This window comes from Streptomyces sp. S6, from assembly GCF_054880855.1.
On sequence record NZ_JBTYMC010000032.1, the window covers coordinates 18320 to 37229 of the forward strand.

Annotated in this window: 19 protein-coding genes, 1 tRNA gene and 1 pseudogene; 11 read left to right on the forward strand and 10 right to left on the reverse strand. The window is 71.2% G+C overall.

What is annotated here, in order from left to right; genetic code table 11:
* The first annotated feature begins 79 nt into the window (after positions 1-79).
* The 3 genes from ACVNF4_RS07170 to ACVNF4_RS07180 are packed head-to-tail and all read left to right on the forward strand — an operon-like array spanning position 80 to position 3095.
* On the forward strand, positions 80-1252 hold the full coding sequence (locus tag ACVNF4_RS07170) for a phytanoyl-CoA dioxygenase family protein (RefSeq protein WP_461801833.1): 1173 nt from the start codon (positions 80-82) through the stop codon (positions 1250-1252).
* A gap of 11 nt (positions 1253-1263) precedes the next feature.
* Positions 1264-2031, forward strand: a complete 768-nt coding sequence (locus ACVNF4_RS07175) for an SDR family oxidoreductase (RefSeq protein WP_461801834.1) — start codon at positions 1264-1266, stop codon at positions 2029-2031.
* A 59-nt stretch (positions 2032-2090) separates the two neighbouring features.
* Complete coding sequence (locus ACVNF4_RS07180; protein WP_461801835.1) at positions 2091-3095, forward strand: Gfo/Idh/MocA family protein; 1005 nt, start codon at positions 2091-2093, stop codon at positions 3093-3095.
* Positions 3096-3312: 217 nt separating this feature from the next.
* On the opposite strand, the gene ACVNF4_RS07185 is transcribed toward ACVNF4_RS07180, so the two are convergent.
* Entirely contained in the window at positions 3313-4767 is a 1455-nt protein-coding gene (locus tag ACVNF4_RS07185; protein ID WP_461801836.1) for an MFS transporter, read from the reverse strand.
* A gap of 105 nt (positions 4768-4872) precedes the next feature.
* On the opposite strand from ACVNF4_RS07185, the gene ACVNF4_RS07190 reads away from it, so the two are divergent.
* Entirely contained in the window at positions 4873-5865 is a 993-nt protein-coding gene (locus ACVNF4_RS07190) for a helix-turn-helix domain-containing protein (RefSeq protein WP_461801837.1), read from the forward strand.
* An 11-nt stretch (positions 5866-5876) separates the two neighbouring features.
* Here the strand turns inward: ACVNF4_RS07190 and ACVNF4_RS07195 are convergent.
* The 4 genes and pseudogenes from ACVNF4_RS07195 to ACVNF4_RS07210 all read right to left on the reverse strand — a co-directional run.
* Positions 5877-6278, reverse strand: a pseudogene (locus ACVNF4_RS07195) (GNAT family N-acetyltransferase); the annotation flags it as partial.
* A 53-nt stretch (positions 6279-6331) separates the two neighbouring features.
* Positions 6332-7204 carry an ATP-binding cassette domain-containing protein gene (locus tag ACVNF4_RS07200; RefSeq protein ID WP_461801838.1) on the reverse strand — a complete coding sequence of 291 codons (873 nt, stop codon included), beginning with the start codon at positions 7202-7204 and terminating at the stop codon, positions 6332-6334.
* 5 nt (positions 7205-7209) lie between these two features.
* A complete protein-coding gene (locus ACVNF4_RS07205) occupies positions 7210-8259 on the reverse strand; it encodes an ABC transporter permease (protein ID WP_461801839.1) in 1050 nt (349 codons plus the stop codon).
* The gene (locus ACVNF4_RS07210; RefSeq protein ID WP_461801840.1) at positions 8259-9281 is read right to left on the reverse strand and encodes a sugar ABC transporter substrate-binding protein; all 1023 of its coding nucleotides are present in this window, start codon (positions 9279-9281) and stop codon (positions 8259-8261) included. Before ACVNF4_RS07210 ends, ACVNF4_RS07205 begins: the two co-directional genes overlap by 1 nt.
* A 205-nt stretch (positions 9282-9486) precedes the next feature.
* Between ACVNF4_RS07210 and ACVNF4_RS07215 the strand changes: the two genes are divergently transcribed.
* On the forward strand, positions 9487-10272 hold the full coding sequence (locus tag ACVNF4_RS07215; protein ID WP_461801841.1) for a GntR family transcriptional regulator: 786 nt from the start codon (positions 9487-9489) through the stop codon (positions 10270-10272).
* A 2-nt stretch (positions 10273-10274) separates the two neighbouring features.
* Here the strand turns inward: ACVNF4_RS07215 and ACVNF4_RS07220 are convergent, their stop codons facing one another.
* From ACVNF4_RS07220 to ACVNF4_RS07230, 3 genes are all read right to left on the reverse strand, one after another.
* Entirely contained in the window at positions 10275-11033 is a 759-nt protein-coding gene (locus ACVNF4_RS07220; protein WP_461801851.1) for an SDR family NAD(P)-dependent oxidoreductase, read from the reverse strand.
* A gap of 2 nt (positions 11034-11035) precedes the next feature.
* A complete protein-coding gene (locus ACVNF4_RS07225) occupies positions 11036-12214 on the reverse strand; it encodes an acyl-CoA dehydrogenase family protein (RefSeq protein WP_461801842.1) in 1179 nt (392 codons plus the stop codon).
* A gap of 104 nt (positions 12215-12318) precedes the next feature.
* Positions 12319-12891: a TetR/AcrR family transcriptional regulator gene (locus tag ACVNF4_RS07230; RefSeq protein ID WP_461801843.1), complete on the reverse strand. Its 573-nt coding sequence runs from the start codon at positions 12889-12891 to the stop codon at positions 12319-12321.
* Positions 12892-13074: 183 nt separating this feature from the next.
* Between ACVNF4_RS07230 and ACVNF4_RS07235 the strand changes: the two genes are divergently transcribed.
* Both ACVNF4_RS07235 and ACVNF4_RS07240 read left to right on the forward strand, forming a co-directional pair.
* Positions 13075-14406 carry an enolase C-terminal domain-like protein gene (locus ACVNF4_RS07235; protein WP_461801844.1) on the forward strand — a complete coding sequence of 444 codons (1332 nt, stop codon included), beginning with the start codon at positions 13075-13077 and terminating at the stop codon, positions 14404-14406.
* A gap of 160 nt (positions 14407-14566) precedes the next feature.
* A complete protein-coding gene (locus ACVNF4_RS07240) occupies positions 14567-15379 on the forward strand; it encodes an SAM-dependent methyltransferase (RefSeq protein WP_461801845.1) in 813 nt (270 codons plus the stop codon).
* Between the two features lie 451 nt (positions 15380-15830).
* On the opposite strand, the gene ACVNF4_RS07245 is transcribed toward ACVNF4_RS07240, so the two are convergent.
* Positions 15831-16316 (reverse strand): GNAT family N-acetyltransferase, encoded by a 486-nt coding sequence (locus ACVNF4_RS07245; protein ID WP_461801846.1) that lies wholly within the window; start codon positions 16314-16316, stop codon positions 15831-15833.
* Positions 16317-16365: 49 nt separating this feature from the next.
* Here ACVNF4_RS07245 and ACVNF4_RS07250 point away from each other — a divergent pair, with 49 nt between their 5' ends.
* The 3 genes from ACVNF4_RS07250 to ACVNF4_RS07260 all read left to right on the forward strand — a co-directional run bounded on the left by ACVNF4_RS07250 (position 16366) and on the right by ACVNF4_RS07260 (position 18056).
* Positions 16366-16947, forward strand: a complete 582-nt coding sequence (locus tag ACVNF4_RS07250; protein ID WP_461801847.1) for a TetR/AcrR family transcriptional regulator — start codon at positions 16366-16368, stop codon at positions 16945-16947.
* 4 nt (positions 16948-16951) lie between these two features.
* Entirely contained in the window at positions 16952-17167 is a 216-nt protein-coding gene (locus ACVNF4_RS07255; RefSeq protein ID WP_461801848.1) for a hypothetical protein, read from the forward strand.
* 136 nt (positions 17168-17303) lie between these two features.
* Positions 17304-18056: a hypothetical protein gene (locus ACVNF4_RS07260; protein ID WP_461801849.1), complete on the forward strand. Its 753-nt coding sequence runs from the start codon at positions 17304-17306 to the stop codon at positions 18054-18056.
* Between the two features lie 67 nt (positions 18057-18123).
* On the opposite strand, the gene ACVNF4_RS07265 is transcribed toward ACVNF4_RS07260, so the two are convergent.
* Positions 18124-18197: transfer RNA gene (locus ACVNF4_RS07265), tRNA-Pro, on the reverse strand.
* 83 nt (positions 18198-18280) lie between these two features.
* Between ACVNF4_RS07265 and ACVNF4_RS07270 the strand changes: the two genes are divergently transcribed.
* Positions 18281-18778 (forward strand): DUF309 domain-containing protein, encoded by a 498-nt coding sequence (locus ACVNF4_RS07270; RefSeq protein ID WP_461801850.1) that lies wholly within the window; start codon positions 18281-18283, stop codon positions 18776-18778.
* Positions 18779-18910 lie beyond the last annotated feature (132 nt).

Below are 18910 nucleotides of genomic sequence, written 5' to 3' on the forward strand. Positions count from 1 at the left end.
GGGGTTTGTGCTGACAAGAATGACAGAGCCGCGGCACCCCGCGCCCCGAGTCGCCCTCCTGTGCCCCGAAAGGACGAGGATGTCCTTCTCACCCGAAGCCCCGACCTCCGCCGCCTGGCTCACCGACCGGGACTGCGACCTCGACACCTTCCGCACCCTCGTCGAACGCACCACCGACCCCGCCGACTACCCGCACGCGGCGTCGGTCGAGGACAACGTCCTCGTGTACGACAGCGACGCGTACGACGGCGACGACCGTGGCGCCCCGGCCGCCGGCCTGCGCTCCGAACTCGTCCGGGCCCTCATCGACGGCCCCGGCGTCGTCGTGTTCCGGCGTGCCTTCCCGGACACGACGGTCGTCGACCGGCTCACCTCCGTCTTCGAGGCCCTGCTGAACGAGCAGCGCGCGGCCGAGGCCCCCATGGGCGACCACTTCGCGAAGCCGGGGGCGAACGAACGGGTGTGGAACGCCCTGGAGAAGGCCGCCCTGTACGACCCGTCGGCGTTCGCGGACTACTACGCGAACCCGGTCGTCGCGCTGGTCTCCCGGGCGTGGCTGGGGCCCGGTTACCAGATCACCTCCCAGGTCAACGTCGTCAACCCGGGCGGCGCCGCGCAGACCGCGCACCGGGACTACCACCTCGGGTTCCTGTCGGCCGAGGCCGTCGCCGCGTACCCGGAGCACGTCCACCGGCTGTCCACCGTCCTCACCCTCCAAGGCGCGGTCGCGCACTGCGACATGCCGGTGGAGTCGGGGCCGACGCTGTATCTGCCGTACTCCCAGACGTACGTCCCCGGGTATCTGGCGTGGCACCGGCCGGAGTTCCAGGCGTACTTCAAGGAGCGCCGCGTCCAGCTCCCACTGGCCAAGGGGGACGCGGTGTTCTTCAACCCGGCGGTGTTCCACGCGGCCGGCACCAACCGCACGCTCGACGTCCGGCGGGTCGCGAACCTGCTCCAGGTGTCGTCGGCGTTCGGGCGGGCCATGGAGACGGTCGACCGGGAGGCGATCGCGAACGCGGTGTACCCCGCACTGATACAGCACACCTCGGACCCGGCGTGGGTGGAGCGGGTGATCGCCGCGAGCGCGGAGGGCTACGCCTTCCCCACCAACCTCGACCGCGATCCGCCGGTGGACGGTATGGCGCCGCCCTCCCAGGCGGACGTCGTACGGCGGGCCCTCGCCGAGAGGTGGACCACCCGGGCCCTGCGGGACGAGCTGCGGGCCGGCGCCGTGCGGCGCGAGAGCTGAGAGGGCACGGCATGGCACTTCTGAACGACAAGGTCGTCCTCGTCAACGGCGGCACCCAGGGCGTGGGCGCGGCGATCGCGCGCGCGGCGGTCCGCGAGGGCGCGACCGTCGCCGTGACGGGGCGCCGACCCGAGGTGGGCGAGGCGCTGGTGGCCGAGCTGGGCGGTAAGGCCCTATACATCAGAGCGGACCTCTCCGACGCCGAGCAGGCGAAGGCGGCGGTGGCGCGGGGGGTCGGTGCGTACGGCCGTGTCGACTGCCTCATCAACTCCGCGGGCCTCACCTCACGCGGCACACTCCTCGACACCACCCCCGAGCTGTTCGACGCGCACATCGCGATCAACCTCAAGGCGCCGTTCTTCGCAATGCAGGCGGCCGTCGCCGACATGCTGTCCCGCAAGGCGCCCGGCACGGTCGTCAACATCATCACCTCGTCGGCCCACGGCGGTCAGCCTTTCCTCGCCCCGTACGTCGCCGCGAAGGCGGGCCTCGTCGGGCTGACCCGCAACGCAGCGCACGCGCACCGCTGGGACCGGATCCGTGTCAACGGCCTGAACATCGGCTGGACGGCCACGGAGGGCGAGGACGCGACCCAGCGGGCCTTCCACGGCGCCGGTGACGGCTGGCTCGCGGAGGCGTCCGCGAAGCTGCCCATGGGCAGGCTGGGCCGGCCCGACGAGATCGCCGACTTCGTCGTCCTGCTGCTGTCCGACCGGTCGGGCGTGGTGACCGGTTCGGTGATCGACTGGGACCAGAACGTCCTGGGCGGCCTCGACTAGACCCCTCTATGTGAAACCTTCCCCCCTCTTTTTGGCATCACCTTAGGAGCTGCACCCCCATGCGCATCGGAATCCTCGGCCTCGGCCGCATCGGCGCCTTCCACGCCGAGACCCTCTCCGGACTCGACGCCGTCGACTCCCTCGTCCTGACCGACCCGTTCGCCGAGGCCGCGAAGGCCGCCGCCGAGAAGTTCGGCGGGGAGGTCGTCGACTCGCCCGAGGCGCTGCTCGCGGCGGGTGTGGACGGCATCGTCGTGGCCGCCGCGACCGACGCGCACCCGGCGCTGATCCGTGCGGGTGTCGAGGCCGGCATCCCGGTGTTCTGCGAGAAGCCCGTCGCGAAGACGATGGCCGAGGGCGTCGAGGTGCTCAAGGCCGTCCAGGGGAGCGGGGTGCCGATCCAGATCGGCTACAACCGGCGCTTCGACGCCGGGTTCGTCGCCGCGCGGGCGGCCGTCCAGGCGGGTGAGCTGGGCAAACTGCACACGGTCCGCTCGACGACCCTGGACCCGGCGCCGCCGCCCGCCGCGTACGTCGCCGCGTCCGGCGGCATCTTCCGGGACTGCTCCGTCCACGACTTCGACATCATCCGGTGGGTGACCGGCCGCGAGGTCGTCGAGGTGTACGCCGTCGGCGGCAACCGGGGTGCCGACTACATCAAGGAGGCGGGCGACGCCGACACGACGGGCGCGATCCTCACCCTCGACGACGGCACCATCGCGGTCGTCTCCAACTCCCGCCACAACGGCCGCGGTTACGACGTCCGCATGGAGATCCACGGCTTCACCGACTCCATCGCCGTCGGCCTGGAGGACAAGCTCCCCCTCCGCTCCGTCGAACCCGGCGTCACCTTCCCCGCCGGCACCCCGCACGACTTCTTCATGGACCGCTTCACGGCCGCCTACCGCGCCGAACTCACCGCCTTCACCGAGGTCGTCGCCGGCACCCGCCCCTCCCCCTGCACCATCGAGGACGCCCTCGAAGCCGGCTGGATCGCCGACGCCTGCACCCTCTCCCTCCACGAGCACCGCCCGGTGACGATCGCGGAGATCCGGGGGGCCTGACCGCGAAGCCTCCGAGCCCCGGCCGTCATCCTCAGCCCGGCCGGGCGCGGCATGATGTGTGATGTGTCGTACGACTACATGGCTGTCGTACGACACATCACACATCACACCTCGCACATCACACCTCGCACCTCGCACCTCGCACCTCGCACCTCGCACCTCGCACCTCGCACCTCGCACGCCACACCTCACACACCACACCTCACCCCGGTGGCATTCACCCGCGAACCGTTCCGACCTTGGGCAGCAGCCGCACCGCACACACCCCCAGCACGACATGCAGCACCCCCGCCACAAGCACGGCCACATGGAACCCGGCCACGAACGCCGCCTTCACCCCGTCCCCCGACTCCGCGCCGAGCCCGGCAAGTTCGCCCCCGCCCTCGATCCGGAACACCAGCGCGGCGAGCGACCCGAGCAGCGCGACACCGAGCGCGTTCCCCACCTCGTTCCCGGTCTCCGCGATCGCCGCGGCGGAACCGGCCCGTCCGACGGGCACGGCGGCGACGGCCGTGTCCGCGACGACGCTGAAGCAGATGCCGTACCCCACACCGGCGACGACGGTGGACGCCACGTACCAGCCGACGCCACCGGCCACCCCCGTGAACGCCAGCGCCGACACCCCGCCGGCGACGAGGAAATGGCAGGCGACGAGCGCGCCCCTGGTCCCGGTACGGGCCACCAGGGCCGGGGTGACGACACAGGTCACCGTGAGGACAGCCGCCCCGGGCAGCGCGACCACAGCCGCCTCCAGGACCGTCAGTCCGAGGACCGACTGGAGGTACATCCCCCCGAGATAGGCGGACGCGGACCAGGCGGCCAGCGGCAGGAACCCGGTGACGGCGGCGACCGCGAAGACCCGGTCCCGGAAGAGGCGGACGTCGATCAGCGGTTCGTCCAGCCGGAGTTGGCGCCGCACGAACCAGACCAGGGCGAGCAGACCGAGGACGCCGACGACGGCCGCGTACAGGTCCGGCCCTTCCGCCGCCAGCCGCTTGACGGCGTAGACGCTCGCCAGGATCCCGCCGGCGGACGCGACGACACTCGGAACGTCGAGCCGGCCACCCGCGCCGTCCCCGCCCCGACCGCCCCGCACCTCACGCAACGTGACCGGCGCCAGCGCCAAAAACGCCACGACGACAGGCAAGTTGACCAGGAACACCGACCCCCACCAGAAGGCGCTCAGCAGCCACGCACCGACCACCGGCCCCACCGCGAACCCGGCGGCGAAGATCGCCGCGAAGATCCCGATCGCCCTCGACCGCTCCCGTGCGTCGGGGAACAGCTCACTCAGCACGGCCAGCGCCGAGGGCAGCAGTCCGGCCCCCGCCACCCCCGTCAACGCCCGGAAGAAGATGAGGAGTTCGGGCCCGGTCGAGAACGCCGCCCCCACGGACGCCGCCCCGAACACCCCGGCCCCCACCCGCAGCAGGCGCAGTCGCCCGTACCGGTCCCCGACGCTCCCGAAGGCGACGAGCAGCGAACCGACGGCGAACCCGTACGCGTCCAGGATCCACAGCGCCTGCCCGGCCGTCGGCGCCAGCGCCTCCGTGACCTTGGGCATCGCCAGAAACAGCACCGACCCGTCCATCGACACCAGCAGCACAGGTCCCAGCACCACGGCCAGACCCCACCAGGCCCGCGAACGGGCGGCCACATCAACAGAGTTCATGCGGACGACGGTGCCGTGCGCGCCGGCCCCGCAGCCATCCCCGCCTCATGGGTACACCTGACAGGGGCACCCTCCGCCCACCCCGCCGCGACTACGCTCGGCCCCATGGAACTGGAGACCCTCGGCACGTACCTCAGGACCCGCCGGGACCGCGTCACCCCGGCCGTCGCCGGACTGCGCGTGTACGGCACCGCCCGCCGGGTCCCGGGCCTGCGCCGGGAGGAGCTGGCGCAGCTCGCCGGGGTGAGCGCGGGCTACTACACGCGGCTGGAGCAGAACCAGGCGGGCACCGCGTCCGAGCAGGTCCTCGACGCGCTCGCCCGGGTCCTGCGGCTCACCCCCACCGAGGCGGCCCACCTCCACAACCTCGCCCGCAGGCAGGCGGGTTCACAGCACAGGCGCCTGACAGCCCCCGCCCCGGAGACGCCGCACCCCCGCGTCCTGGCCCTCCTCGCCTCCCTCGGCGACCGCACCCCCGCCGTGCTCCTCGGCCGCCGGGGAGACGTCCTCGCCTGGAACCGCGCCGGGCACGCGCTGACGGCCGAGCACGTCGACTTCGACGCCCCGGACGACCCCGTCCGACGGCCGTCCGTCCCACGGATGTTCTTCCTCGACCCCCTCACCCGGGACCTGCACCGCAATTGGTCCGATCTGGCCCGCGTCCACACCGCGTACCTCCGCCTCACCGCCGGCCGTCACCCCTCGGACGCCCGCCTCGCCGAACTGATCGGTGAACTCGCCATGCACAGCCGCGAGTTCGCGGCACTGTGGGCGGACGGCGAGGTGGCCGACTGCACGGTGGGCAGGATGCGGCTGCGTCACCCGACGGTCGGCGACCTCGACGTGGACTACCAGGTCTGGCTCCAACCGGAGAGCCCCGACCACCGGTTGGAGGTCTACACCCCCAACGACCCGTCATCCGCAGACGCGTTGCACCTCCTGGGCCTCAACCCCACCTCCGGCCCCGCACATCACCTCCGGCCCCGGACATGCAGATGCGCGTCCAGCGGATACGCGGGCGGCCGAGGGGGCAGCGTCCCTGCCATCCCGTACCCGCATTTCTCCGCGACCCGGCAGGACGCCGCGTTGTCCACCTGATGGATCAACTCCAGCCGCTCCAGCGCCCCGTACGAGTCGAACGCCCACTCCGTGAGGCCTCGCAGAGCGGCCGAGGCGACTCCACGCCCCCGCGCGGCGGCGGCCGTCCAGTAGCCGACCTCGGCGACGGCTGCGTCCGGATGCTTGAGGACGGCGTGGCCCAGCAGCCGTCCGTCCGGCCCGGCGACGGCGAACGCGAGCCGCCGCCCCGACGCCCGGCCCCGCTCCTGCTCCTCGATCCACCGCACGGCACCGGCCTCGTCCTCGACATCGAGGCTGGTCCAGTGCCGCAGTGCGGTGTCCTGCGCCACCGCGGCCAACGCCGGGGCGTCCGACAGCCGCCAGGGCCTCAGGGAGAGCGCGGAAGCCGGCCCCGGAGGGCCGGCTTCCAGCGGTATGACGATCTTGTCCATGTCAGCAGGGTAGACCCCGCACCCCTCTCAACCCCACTGCCGGCCTTCTCCCCTCACTCCCCCGTACCCGCACCGTCCGGCAGCTCAGCCACCTCCACCCCCCGAACCTGCGCCAACTCGTGCTTGAGCGCGGCGAGTTCCGCACCCCCGGCCATGTGATTGGTCAGCTCCTCAAGGCTCACCTCGCTGCGGTCGGCGCTCAACTCCAGTGTGCCCAGGCGCAGTACGCTGAAGTGGTCGCCCACCATGTAGGCGTGGTGGGGGTTGTGGGTGATGAAGATGACCCCGAGGCCACGGTCGCGCGCGGCGGCGATGTACTTGAGGACCACCCCGGACTGCTTCACTCCCAACGCGGCCGTCGGCTCGTCCAGGATCAGCACGCGCGCCCCGAAGTACACGGCCCGCGCGATGGCGACGCACTGCCGCTGACCGCCGGAGAGCGTGCCGATCGGCTGCTCAAGGTCGTCGAGGACGATCCCCATCTCGCGCAGCTCCTCGTCGGCGGTCCGCTTCATCCGCTCGATGTCCAACCGGCGTACCGGCCAGGGCCCTTTGGTCATCTCGGAGCCGAGGAAGAAGTTCCGCCACACCGGCATGAGGGGGACGGTCGCCAGGTCCTGGTACACGGTGGCGATGCCCCGGGCGAGCGCGTCGCGCGGCGTGGTGAAGCGGACCGCCTCGCCGTCCACGAGGAACTCGCCCTCGGTGTGCTGGTGGAGGCCGGAGACGATCTTGATCAGCGTGGACTTGCCGGCGCCGTTGTCCCCGAGGACGCAGGTCACTTTGCCGGGCCGCACGGCGAGTGAAACCCCGTGCAGGGCGCGGATGTTGCCGTACGCCTTGCCGGCGCCGCGGAGTTCGACGATCGCGCCGTCGCCGGGCGGGGTGTCCTGGAGGGTCGCCCCGTGTGTGCCTTCTGTCGTCATGGCAGTCACCTCCGGGTGGCCGTGCGCTGGATCCACAGGTTGATGAGGACGGCGCCGAGGAGCATGACGCCGAGGAACGCCTTGAACCAGTCGGGGTTCCAGCCGGCGTAGACGATGCCCTGCTGGACCATGCCGAACATGAACGCCCCGAACACCGGCCCGATCGCGGAGCCGGAGCCGCCGGTGAGCAGGCATCCGCCGATGACGGCCGCCGCGATGTAGATCAGCTCCTGTCCGACGCCCTCGCCCGACTGCACGGTGTTGAAGGAGAACAGGTTGTGCATGCCGATGAACCAGGCGCCGAACCCGACGGCCATGAACAGCGTGATCTTCGTGAAGCTGACGGGGACGCCGACCGCGCGGGCGGACTCCTTGTTGCCGCCGACCGCGAAGACCCAGTTGCCGTACTTGGTGCGCAGCAGGATCCAGGTGGCCAGCGCGGCGAAGACGAGCCACCACACGACGGTGACCTTGATCTCGACGTCCCCGAGGTGGAAGGAGGACGCGAAGACCTTGCGGGCCTGCTCGAAGCCGTCCATGTCGCTGATGTCGTCGGTCGCGACGTTGCCCGTGACCCATTTGGTGATCGCCAGGTTGGCGCCCTGGAGGATCAGGAACGTGCCGAGGGTGACGAGGAAGCTGGGCAGTCCGGTCCGGACGACCATCCAGCCGTTGAACGCGCCGATCGCCAGGGAGACGACGAGGGCGACGATCACACCGACCCAGATGTTCATGGTCAGTTGGTAGCTGAGCATGGACGCGGTGAGCGCGGAGGAGATGACCGCGACGCCGGAGGAGAGGTCGAACTCGCCGCCGATCATCAGCAGCGCGACCGGCAGGGCCATGATGCCGATGGTGGACGACTGGTAGAGGACCGTCGCCATCGAGCCGCCGTCCCGCACGGTCGGCGCGGTGATCAGGAAGAAGACGAACACCGCCGCCGCCCCGAGGAAGACCCCCACCTCGGGCCGGGCCAACCACCGCAGAAGCAGCGGGCGTCGCGCCGTCCGGCCGTCCTTCTGCGGGGCCGCCGGCGCGAGCCCTGCGGTACTCATCACCGCGTCCCCTTCGCCGCGTACTCGGCGACCTTCTCGACGTTGGTCCTGTCGACGAACGCGGGACCGGTCAGCACGGCCTGCTCGCCGCCGCCGCTGTAGTTGCCGTTGTTCTTGTAGAGCCACAGTCCGTCGACCGCCAAGTAGCCCTGGAGGTAGGGCTGTTGGTCGACGGCGAACTCGATGCTGCCGCTCTGGACCGCCTTGGCGAGTTCCTTGTTGAGGTCGAAGGTCGCGACCTTCGCCTTCGATCCCGCCTCGGCGACCGACTTGACGGCGGTCAGCGCGAACGGCGCACCGAGGGTGACGACCCGGTCGATCCCGGTGTCCTGGCGGAGTTTGGCGGTGATCGTCGACTGTACGGACGGCATGTCGGTGCCGTTGACGTTGAGGATCTCGGTGGTGCCCTTGAAGGTCTTCTTCAGCCCGTCGCAGCGCTGGGTCAGGCCCACGTTGCCCTGCTCCTGGATGACGCAGACGACCTTCTTCGCGCCGTCGGTGTTCAGCCGGCTGCCGAACGCCTCGCCCGCGACGGACTCGTCCTGCCCGAAGAATTCGAGGAGGCCGAGGCTCTTCCAGTCGCTGAGGCCGGAGTTGAGGCCGACGACGGGTATCCCGGCGGCCTTGGCCTTGGCGATGACGGTCTTCATCGCGTCGGGTTTGGCGAGGGTGACGGCGATGCCGTCGACCTTCTGGTCGATGCCGTTCTGCACCAGGTTCGCCTGGTTGCCGGCGACGGGGTCGTTGGAGTAGACGAGCTCGATGTTGTCCTTCTGCGCCGCGGCCTCGGCGCCCTTGCGGACGGTGTCCCAGAAGGTGTCGCCGGCGGCGGCGTGGGTGACGAAGGCGACCTTCATCCGGGGTGTGGTGGCCTTGCCCGCGGACGCGCCGGAGGAGGCGTCGTCCTCGGCCTTCTTGCCCCCGGAACTGCTGGAGCATCCGGCGACGGTCAGGGCCGCGGCGGCGGCGAGGGCCACGAGCGGGACGACTCTGCGGGAGCGGGCTGACGTTGCACTGACCATTTCCGGCACCTCACTGTGCGGGACGCTGCGCTGTTGGGACGGGATCCAATCCCTTGCCGAACCCGGTGTCAATACTTTGTCAAGACATCATTTCGATAACAGGTCCGAATGTAAGAACAAACCATTGACAGAGGAGACTGCCGGGACCTACACCTGAGGAACGCACACTCCGGAGCCGATCTCTACCCCCGAGGAGGTGCCTCGCATGCCGAAAACCGGTGAGCGGGCCCGCGCCGCGTCCGCCTCCGTGCTGGACGCCCTCCCGTTCACGCTGGACCGGAGCAGCCCCGTCCCGCTCTACCACCAGCTCGCCCAGCAGTTGGAGGCGGCGATCGAGCGCGGCGCGCTGGCCCCGGGCAACCTCCTCGGCAACGAGATCGACCTCTCCAGCCGCCTCGGACTCTCCCGCCCCACCGTCCGCCAGGGCATCCAGTCCCTCGTCGACAAGGGCCTCCTGGTCCGCCGCCGAGGCGTGGGCACCCAGGTCGTGCACAGCCAGGTGAGACGCCCCCTGGAGCTGAGCAGCCTGTACGACGACCTCACCACCGCGGGCCAGGCCCCCACCACGGTCGTCACCCGCAACGAGACGCTCCCCGCCCCCGCAAACATCGCCGCCGCCCTGTCCGTCCCCGAAGGCAGCGATGTCACCCACATCGAACGCCTCCGCGCGACCCACGGCCAGCCGGTCGCCTACCTCTCCAACTACCTCCCCCCGAACCTCCTCGACCTCTCCACCCCCCACCTCGAATCCACCGGCCTCTACACCATGTTCCGCACCGCCGGCATCACCCTCCACAGCGCCCACCAGACGATAGGCGCCCGCGCGGCAACTCCCGACGAGGCAAGGCTCCTTGAGGAGACGCCGGGAGCGGCACTCCTCACGATGCAGAGAACGGCGTACGACGACACGGGCCGGCCGGTGGAGTACGGGACGCACATCTACAGGGCGTCCCGGTACGCGTTCGACTTCCAGTTGCTGGTGCGGCCCTAGCTCTAGCGGGGGGCCATCCTCAACGCCCCGTCCATCCGAATCGTCTCCCCGTTCAAGTAGTCGTGGTCGACGATCGCGAGCGCCAACTTCGCATACTCCTGCGGCGAGGCGAACCGGTGCGGAAACGGCACCCCCGCCTCCAGCGACGTCCGGAACTCGTCCGAGACCGTCCCCATCATCGGCGTGTCCACGATCCCCGGCGCGATCGTGCACACCCGGATCCCGTACTGCGCGAGATCCCGCGCGGCGGGCAGCGTCAGCCCGACGACACCCCCTTTGGACGACGCGTAGGCGGCCTGCCCGACCTGCCCGTCGTACGCGGCGATGGACGCGGTGTTGACGATGACCCCCCGCTGCCCCCCGGCGTCCGCCGAGGTCGCGGCGATGGCCTCGGACGCGAGCGCGAGGACGTTGAACGTCCCGACGAGGTTGATCTGCACGACCTTCGCGTACAGCGCGAGATCGTGCACCCCCTTCCTGCCGAGGATCCGCATGGACGGTCCGATACCGGCGCAGTTGACGACGGTCCGCAGCGGCACCCCCGCCCCGGACGCGGCGGCGACGGCGGCGGCGACCTGCTCGGGGTCGGTGACGTCGGCGGCGACGTACGTCACCCCGGGCACCGAAGTCGCGCCGTCGATCCCGGACTTGAGGTCGACGGCGAACACCTGCGCACCGGCTTCGGCGAGCGCCTCGGCGGTCGCGGCGCCGAGCCCGGAGGCCCCGCCGGTGACGAGGGCGGCGGTGTGGGCGAGCTGCATCATCACTCCTTGCCGAGGACGGTGAGCGCACCGCCCTCGCTCCGGTCCAGCGCACGCGAGATGACCATGCGCTGGATCTGGTTCGTTCCTTCGAAGATCTGCATGACCTTGGCCTCGCGCATGTACCGCTCGACGGGGAAGTCCCGCGTGTAGCCGTACCCGCCGAGCACCTGCACCGCGTCCGTGGTCACCTTCATCGCGTTGTCCGTCGCGACGAGCTTGGCGATGGACGCCTCGCTGGTGAACGGCAGCCCCTGGTCCTTGAGGCGGGCCGCCGCCAGTGTCGTCGCGCGCGCGGACTCGACGGCGGCTCCCATGTCCGCGAGGACGAACGCGAGGCCCTGGTGCTCGATGATCGGCTTGCCGAACGTCTCCCGCTCGCGCGCGTAGCGCACGGCGTGGTCGAGGGCGCCCTGCGCGAGGCCGGTGGCGACGGCGGCGATCCCGAGGCGTCCGCAGTCCAGCGAGGCGAGCGCGATCCGCAGACCCTGCCCCTCCTCCCCGATCCGCCGGGCGGCCGGCACGCGGACGTCGTCGAACCGCATCGTCGCGGTCGCCGAGCCGGTCAGCCCCATCTTGCGCTCCGGCGGGTCGGCGCTGAGGCCCGGGGTGCCGGCGGGGACGAGGAAGCAGGTGATGCCGTGCGTGCGGTCCTCGGAGGTGCGTGCCATGACGGTGTAGAAGTCGGCGTAACCGCCGTGCGTCGTCCAGGCTTTGGCGCCGTTGATGACGTACGTGTCGCCGTCGCGCACCGCGCGCGTGCGCATCGCCGCCGGGTCGGAACCGGCGTGCGGCTCGGACAGGCAGTACGCGCCGAGCAGTTCCCCGCCGAGCAGCTCGGGCAGCCACTCGGTGCGCTGCTCCGCCGTCCCGAACCGGGCCAGCGGGAAGCAGGACAGGGCGTGGACGGAGATCCCGACGGCGACGCTCGACCAGACGGCGGCGACCTCTTCGAGGACCTGGAGATACACCTCGTACGGCTGTCCCGCCCCGCCGTCCTCCTCGGGGAACGGCAGGCCGAGCAGCCCGCTGCGGCCGAGCGTGCGGAAGACGTCCCGCGGGAACTCGGCCTCCGCCTCCGCGTCGGCGACACGCGGCGCCAGCTCCTTCGCGGCGAGCAGCCGCGTGAGCCGGACGAGTTCGAGGGCTTCCTCGGTCGGCAGGGCGCGAGTGGCGGGCACGGGGGCCTCCCCAGGACGAAAGTGATACTGGAACGAGTACCTGCGTATCATCAACAGTACGCGAACGCGGCATGCGGTAACAGCCCGACCGGTCTTTCTCCCGCTTACGACCGCACCGCGTGCACGATCAGCGACGCGAGCTGCTCGTACGCCTCCGCGTCCGTCATCCCCGTCCGCGCCTTCAGCTCCCCCTGCTGGATCCGCCCCATGGTCGCCGCGACCACTTCACCCACGAACCCCGCGTGCACATCCCTGAACGCGCCGTGCGTCACCCCGTCCGCGATGAGCTGCCGCACCCGCTCCGACGCCCAGCGCGTGTTCGCCTCGTACACCTCGCGGGCGGGCGGGAAATCGGCCACGTCGTCGAGGAAGCGGCGCGAGAGGGGACGCAGCTGCTCGGCGACGGCCGTCAGGTACACCCGCACCCGGTCGGCCGGGTCGGCGGTCTGCGCGACCCGCTTCTCGACGGCCTCGGTCGCACCCCGGAAGTAGTGCTTCACGGCCTCGACGACCAACCCCTGTTTGCTGCGCGCCAGTTGGTACAGGGTCGTCTTGGAGCACCGCAGCCGCTCCGCGAGGCCGTCCAGCGTGAGGTCGGCGAACCCTTCCGCCGTGACCAGTGCGACGAGACGTTCCAGCAGGTCCGCCTGGCGGGCGGTGCGGCGAGCGGAGGGCATGATCTCAGCCTAGTCCAGAAGTGACCGGCGGGTAGGTAACGGGCGGCGGACCGTTTCCGCGCCGCCACCGGGCAGGCGTCGGCCCCCGATCCGCCCCGCATGCGCCCCATTGATAACACCCGTACACATATATAACCTGCGTCTCAGGACATAGACGGCCGCCCCTCGTGAAGGAACCTCGACATGCCCCAGCCCGTCGTCACCCGCTACTCCGTGCACCCCGTCGCGGGCCGCGACTCGATGCTCCTGAACCTGTCCGGCGCCCACGCCCCCTTCTTCACCCGCAACGTCCTGGTCGTCGAGGACTCCGCCGGCCGCGTCGGCCTCGGCGAGGTCCCGGGCGGCGAGGCCATCACCCGCACCCTGCGCGACGCCGAACACCTCGTCGTGGGCAGCGCACCCGGCGATCACAAGCGGGTCCTGCGGGAGGTGTCGCGGACGTTCGCCGGACGGGACGCGCACGGCAGGGGTGAGCAGACCTTCGACCTGCGGACGACCGTCCACGCCGTCACGGCGATCGAGTCGGCGCTCCTGGATCTCCTGGGCCAGCACCTGGAGGTGCCCGTCGCGGCCCTCCTCGGCGACGGCAAGCAGCGGGACGCCGTCCGCGTCCTCGGGTACCTCTTCCACGTCGGCGACCCGGACCGCACCGACCTGCCGTACGTCCGCGAGCCCGACGCCGACGTCGAGTGGTACCGCGTCCGCCGCGAGGAGGCGCTCACGCCGGAGCAGATCGTGCGACAGGCCGAGGCGGCGTACGAGCGGTACGGGTTCCGGGACTTCAAGCTGAAGGGGGGCGTGCTGGCGGGGGCGGAGGAGGTCGAGGCCGTCCGCGCGCTCAAGGAACGCTTCCCCGATGCGCGGATCACGCTCGACCCCAACGGCGCCTGGTCGCTGGCGGAGGCGGTCGAACTGTGCCGTCCGCTGCGTGACACCCTCGCCTACGCCGAGGATCCGTGCGGCGCCGAGGACGGTTTCTCCGGGCGGGAGATCCTCGCGGAGTTCCGCCGGGCGACGGGGCTGCCGACGGCCACGAACATGATCGCCACCGACTGGCGCCAGCTCACGCACGCGCTCGCCCTCGGCTCCGTCGACATCCCGCTGGCCGACCCGCACTTCTGGACGATGTCCGGCTCGGTCCGCGTCGCCCAGCTGTGCAACTCCCTCGGCCTGACCTGGGGTTGCCACTCCAACAACCACTTCGACATCTCGCTCGCGATGATGGCCCACTGCGGCGCCGCCGCGCCCGGCGCGTACAACGCCCTGGACACGCACTGGATCTGGCAGGAGGGGCTGGAGCGGCTCACCGTCGAGCCGCCGCGCATCGTCGCCGGGGAGGTCGCGGTGAGCGACGCGCCCGGTCTCGGCGTCACGCTCGACCGGGAGCGACTGGCGTCCGCCGAGGCGCTGTACGCGGAGCACGGGCTGTCGGGGCGCGACGACGCCGTCGGGATGCGGTACTTGGTGCCGGGCTGGACCTTCGACGCGAAACGCCCTTGCCTGGTGCGGAGTTGAGCAACTCGGCGGGGTGCGCGGGGGGTTCGTCAACTGCGGTGGCCCGGGCCGGACTTCACGGCGGAGGGGAACTGCCCTGTACGCGTGCCAAGATGATGTTCCGCAAGTCATCCCGTGCCCGGCTCCTTCGTGCAGCCGACCGCCAGGACGGAGCCCGCCCATGACCGCCCCCGATCCCGTCGCGCGCCCGCCGAAGATCGACACGAGCCGTCCGCATCCGGCGCGGATGTACGACTACTTCCTCGGCGGCAAGGACAACTACCCCGTCGACCAGGAGGCCGCCGAACGCTTCATCGCGCTGGCCCCCGAGGTGCGGGTCGCCGTCCGCGCGAACCGTGCCTTCATGCGGCGCGCGGTGCGGTACGTGGTCGGCGAGGGCGGCGTCCGGCAGATCCTGGACATCGGCACCGGCCTGCCCACCGAGCCGAACGTCCACCAGATCGCCCGCGAGATCGCGCCGGAGACCCGTGTCGCGTACGTCGACAACGACCCCATCGTCGGCACCCACTCCATGGCCCTCCTGGACGACGACGCGGGCATCTCCGTCGTCCTCGCCGACCTGCGCGACCCCCGGGCGATCCTGGACCACCCGGACGTCCGCAAGGTCATCGACCTGAACGAGCCGGTGGCCCTCCTCCTCGTCGCCGTCCTCCACTTCATCAAGGACGACGAGAACCCGGCCACCCTCATGACGACCCTCCTGGACGCCCTCCCCACCGGCTCCTACCTGGTCCTCAGCCACGCCACGGTCGACTTCCACGAGGACGGCCGCGAGGACGCCGTCGCGATCTACAAAAAAGCCTCAGCCACCATGAACCCCCGCCCCCACGCCGAGATCCTCACCTTCTTCGACAACCTCACCCTCCTGCCCCCCGGCCTGGTCACAGTCCCGGCCTGGCACCCCGACGAGCCCCCGACCCCGGGCCTGCCGCCGATCGGGTTCTACGGGGGTGTGGGGCGCAAGGACGCGTAGGCGGCGGGGTGGGAGCGGGACCCGGGCGCGGGGGCAAAGCCCCGGGGTCGGGAGCGGGGCCCCGGAAGAGGCGGCGAAGCCCTGCACCCGCAGCCGACGGACCGGGCCCGGAGGCGAAAGCCGCACTCGAAAGGGACGGTCCCGGACGTGAGAGCACAAGGCCGGACACGTAGCCGACGAACCGAACGTGCAGGGCGGAGCCTTGCACACGGAGAGGACAACCCCGACGCACAGCTTGCGACCTGAACACGGGAGTGGCGGCCCCGACACGGGGCGGAGTCCTGGGCGTGAGGGCCGGTGCCCGAACGCGAGCGCGGGTACCCGGAGGAGCGGGCGAAGCCTCAGAGTCGGGAGCGGGGACCCGGACGCGGGGGCGAAGCCCTGCACGCGCAGCCGACGGACCGGGCCGGGAGGCGAAAGCCTGCACTCGGAGTGTGAGGGCGGTGGCCCGCTACAGGCGTCGTTCCCACGTCTGCCCGACCAGATCGCGCCCGAAGCTGTGGTGCGGTTCCTCCGCGACGAGGGTGAAGCCCTGTTTCTGGTAGACGCGCCGGGCGGAGTCGAGGACGTCGTTGGTCCACAGGGTGATCGCCTCGTACCCGGTGTCCCGCGCGTACGCCAGGCACTCCTCGACGAGCCGCGCCCCCAGCCCGAGCCCACGCGCCCGGGGGTCGACGAGCAGGAGGCGCAGCTTCGCCGTACGGTCGTCCGCGCGCACGCAGAAGACGCAGCCGGCCCGCACGCCGTCGACCTCCGCGATCCACGCGGCCCGCGCACCGGGGTCCTCGGTGTAGTCGGCGACGATCCGGGCGACGAACGCCTCGAAGGAGACGTCCCACCCGAACTCCCGGGTGTAGAACTCGCCGTGCGCCATCACGACCCACCCCAGGTCCCCGGCCCGCCCCAGCGTCCGCACGACCACCTCACGCTCCGCCATCCCCTGCTCCTCCCACCCACTGAAACGACCGTTTCAGTAAACTATTCCAGTGACCGACCCAGAGGCCAACCCCTCCGCCCGCCGCCAGGAACTCCTCGAAGCGGCCTACGCCCACGCCCTGCGAGGCGGCCTCGGCCGGCTCTCACTGCGCCCGCTCGCGCAGGAGATCCACTCCAGCCCGCGCGTCCTGCTCTACCTGTTCGGCAGCAAGGACGGCCTGATCCGCGCCCTGCTCGCGCACGCCAGGGCCGAGGAACTCGCCCACCTGGAACGGCTGGCGCACAACACCCCCGCAGATCTCCGCACCACCGCCCTGAACCTGTGGCACTGGCTCTCGGCGGACGCCCACCGCAGCCTCCTCACCCTCTGGCTGGAGAGCTACTCCCACTCCCTCACCGACCCCGACGGCCCCTGGTCCGACTTCGCCCGCACAACAGTCACCGACTGGCTCACCCTCCTCTCCACCGCCCAGCCCCCCGCCCCCCTCCCCGACCGCACCCTCACCCTCGCCGTCCTCCGCGGCGCCCTCCTGGACCTCCTCGCAACAGGCGACACGGCGCGCGTCACGGAGGCGGTCCACCGTCATCTGTCCGCACCCGCGGAAGACACCACGCGGGAAGTCTCCCCGTGACCTCGTGCATCCGCCGGTCATGCCGCTGCCGACGAGCGGCGCCCGCGCCGGGGCACCCCGCGCAGCACGCGACCCTCTCCTGACCCACGTCCTGACCCTGGAGCCCGGCGTGCGGCACCTCAACCACATCATCGGGGACCGCACCCGGACCGTGGCCGGGGAACTCGTGATCCGCCTGGTCATCGACCTGGGGGGCGCCGTCGGTGTGAGCCGTGCGTGAGGAGTGAGAACAGCTCAGCCCTTTCGGGTGTATCCGGGCGCGAATCCCCTGCCGGCGAATGTTCAGGTGTGCTGTCCTGGCTTCGCTTCTCGCGACACGGGACGCGAACAGGAGCACCGAGCAGGAAGGGACTTTCGTGCGCCACACAGAACGCGCCGGAAAATGGCTCGCCACCGCTCTCAGCGCCGCCGCGCTGCTGCTTGCACCGCACCCGGCCCACGCCGACGCCCGGTCCGAACGCCTCCGGCCGCTCACCGGAAGCACCCTGAATCTGCACCAGTGCGTGTACGTGCCCGCGTCGGGCGCCGACTACTTCACGACGGTGGTGCCCAGCAGGGACGGCCGTTTCACGGCCGCGACGAACACCGCCGGAGCAGCGGATCGGGACGTGTCCTGCGGCGGCGGGGACGGGAACTACGCCACGGTCCGCCCCTGGTCCGCCCTCCAGTCGCTCGACCTGGGCGCCGGGCGGTACCTGAATCTGCACCAGTGCGTGTACTACTCCGACCTCCAGCACGATCACCTCACCGTGATCGTCTCGCGCGGGGGCGGCGAGTTCAGCAGCGGAACGAACGTGGCGGACACTCCCGACACCGCCGCCAGGTGCGGCCCCGGCCGGGGTGACTACCAGCTCGTTCCGCTCCTGTCCGACGTCATCGCCCTCGACCTCACCGCCGGCCGCTACGTGAACCTCCAGCAGTGCCAGTACTACTACGGCACCTTCGCCGACCACTTCACCACCGTCGTACCCACCCGACGCGACGGCCGGTTCGCGACCGGCACCAAGGTGTCCGCCACCGCCGACACGAGCCCGACCTGCGGTGGCGGCGACGGAAACTACACCCTCATCCCTCTCCTGTCGGGCACCAAGGCCCTTTCCCGCACCTGACCCCGAGCCCACGACACAGCGGAAGCCGCCCCCTCAAAATCGAGAGAGCGGCTTCCGACTTCTCCAGTCGGGACGACAGGATTTGAACCTGCGACCCCTTGACCCCCAGTCAAGTGCGCTACCAAGCTGCGCCACGTCCCGATGCGGACCCATAAGTATGCGGTCGCGCGAACAGAACTGTACCCCACGGGAAGCGGGCCGGCGGAGGCGGGAGAATCGGGGGTATGGCGGGAGTGGAGCGGGACAGGGACGGGGCGGGGCGGGCGCGGAGTGCGCGGCCGAGGGACGGGCTGGGGAGGCCCTTGGCTTATGGGGCCGTGGGGGTGGACAGGCAGCCCGAGGGGGTGGTGCGGGGGCCGGCGGAGACCGTCGGACAGGCGCAGTCGCTGCTCGACGCCGGTCGGCCGTTCCACGCGCACGAGGTGTTCGAGGACGCCTGGAAGACCGGCCCCGAGGAGGAGCGCCCCCTGTGGCGGGGGCTCGCGCAACTCGCCGTCGGGCTGACGCACGCGGCCCGGGGGAACCCGACCGGCGGGGTACGGCTGCTGCGGCGCGGTGCGGAGGTGGTCGGGGCGTGGTCGGGGCCGTCGTACGGGATGGATCTCGCCGGGGTGGTGCGGTGGGCCCGGGACCTCGCGGACGAGGTCGAGGCGGACGGCCGCCCCGTGGAACCGGCGGCACGGGCACCCCGACTGACCTCGGCCCGCCCCACCTCCCCCTGACCGACCCCACCACGCCGCCCCTGATGCTCCTATTGCCTGTCAAGCGGCTTGGAGCCAGTTGCGGTAGGTGTGGGCGAGGTCGTCGTCTCGGCGGATTCCGCGTTCGAGGGCGGAGATGGCGGTCGGCCAGAG

What these genes read in the sequence shown, in the direction of transcription:
- ACVNF4_RS07180 (WP_461801835.1), top strand. Translation starts at nt 2,091, where the DNA reads ATGCGCATCGGAATCCTCGGCCTCGGCCGCATCGGCGCCTTCCACGCC.
- ACVNF4_RS07220 (WP_461801851.1), bottom strand. Translation starts at nt 11,033, where the DNA reads ATGCAGCTCGCCCACACCGCCGCCCTCGTCACCGGCGGGGCCTCCGGG.
- ACVNF4_RS07270 (WP_461801850.1), top strand. Translation starts at nt 18,281, where the DNA reads ATGGCGGGAGTGGAGCGGGACAGGGACGGGGCGGGGCGGGCGCGGAGT.
- ACVNF4_RS07215 (WP_461801841.1), top strand. Translation starts at nt 9,487, where the DNA reads ATGCCGAAAACCGGTGAGCGGGCCCGCGCCGCGTCCGCCTCCGTGCTG.
- ACVNF4_RS07200 (WP_461801838.1), bottom strand. Translation starts at nt 7,204, where the DNA reads ATGACGACAGAAGGCACACACGGGGCGACCCTCCAGGACACCCCGCCC.
- ACVNF4_RS07245 (WP_461801846.1), bottom strand. Translation starts at nt 16,316, where the DNA reads ATGGCGGAGCGTGAGGTGGTCGTGCGGACGCTGGGGCGGGCCGGGGAC.
- ACVNF4_RS07190 (WP_461801837.1), top strand. Translation starts at nt 4,873, where the DNA reads ATGGAACTGGAGACCCTCGGCACGTACCTCAGGACCCGCCGGGACCGC.
- ACVNF4_RS07235 (WP_461801844.1), top strand. Translation starts at nt 13,075, where the DNA reads ATGCCCCAGCCCGTCGTCACCCGCTACTCCGTGCACCCCGTCGCGGGC.
- ACVNF4_RS07170 (WP_461801833.1), top strand. Translation starts at nt 80, where the DNA reads ATGTCCTTCTCACCCGAAGCCCCGACCTCCGCCGCCTGGCTCACCGAC.
- ACVNF4_RS07230 (WP_461801843.1), bottom strand. Translation starts at nt 12,891, where the DNA reads ATGCCCTCCGCTCGCCGCACCGCCCGCCAGGCGGACCTGCTGGAACGT.
- ACVNF4_RS07175 (WP_461801834.1), top strand. Translation starts at nt 1,264, where the DNA reads ATGGCACTTCTGAACGACAAGGTCGTCCTCGTCAACGGCGGCACCCAG.
- ACVNF4_RS07185 (WP_461801836.1), bottom strand. Translation starts at nt 4,767, where the DNA reads ATGAACTCTGTTGATGTGGCCGCCCGTTCGCGGGCCTGGTGGGGTCTG.
- ACVNF4_RS07210 (WP_461801840.1), bottom strand. Translation starts at nt 9,281, where the DNA reads ATGGTCAGTGCAACGTCAGCCCGCTCCCGCAGAGTCGTCCCGCTCGTG.
- ACVNF4_RS07205 (WP_461801839.1), bottom strand. Translation starts at nt 8,259, where the DNA reads ATGAGTACCGCAGGGCTCGCGCCGGCGGCCCCGCAGAAGGACGGCCGG.
- ACVNF4_RS07240 (WP_461801845.1), top strand. Translation starts at nt 14,567, where the DNA reads ATGACCGCCCCCGATCCCGTCGCGCGCCCGCCGAAGATCGACACGAGC.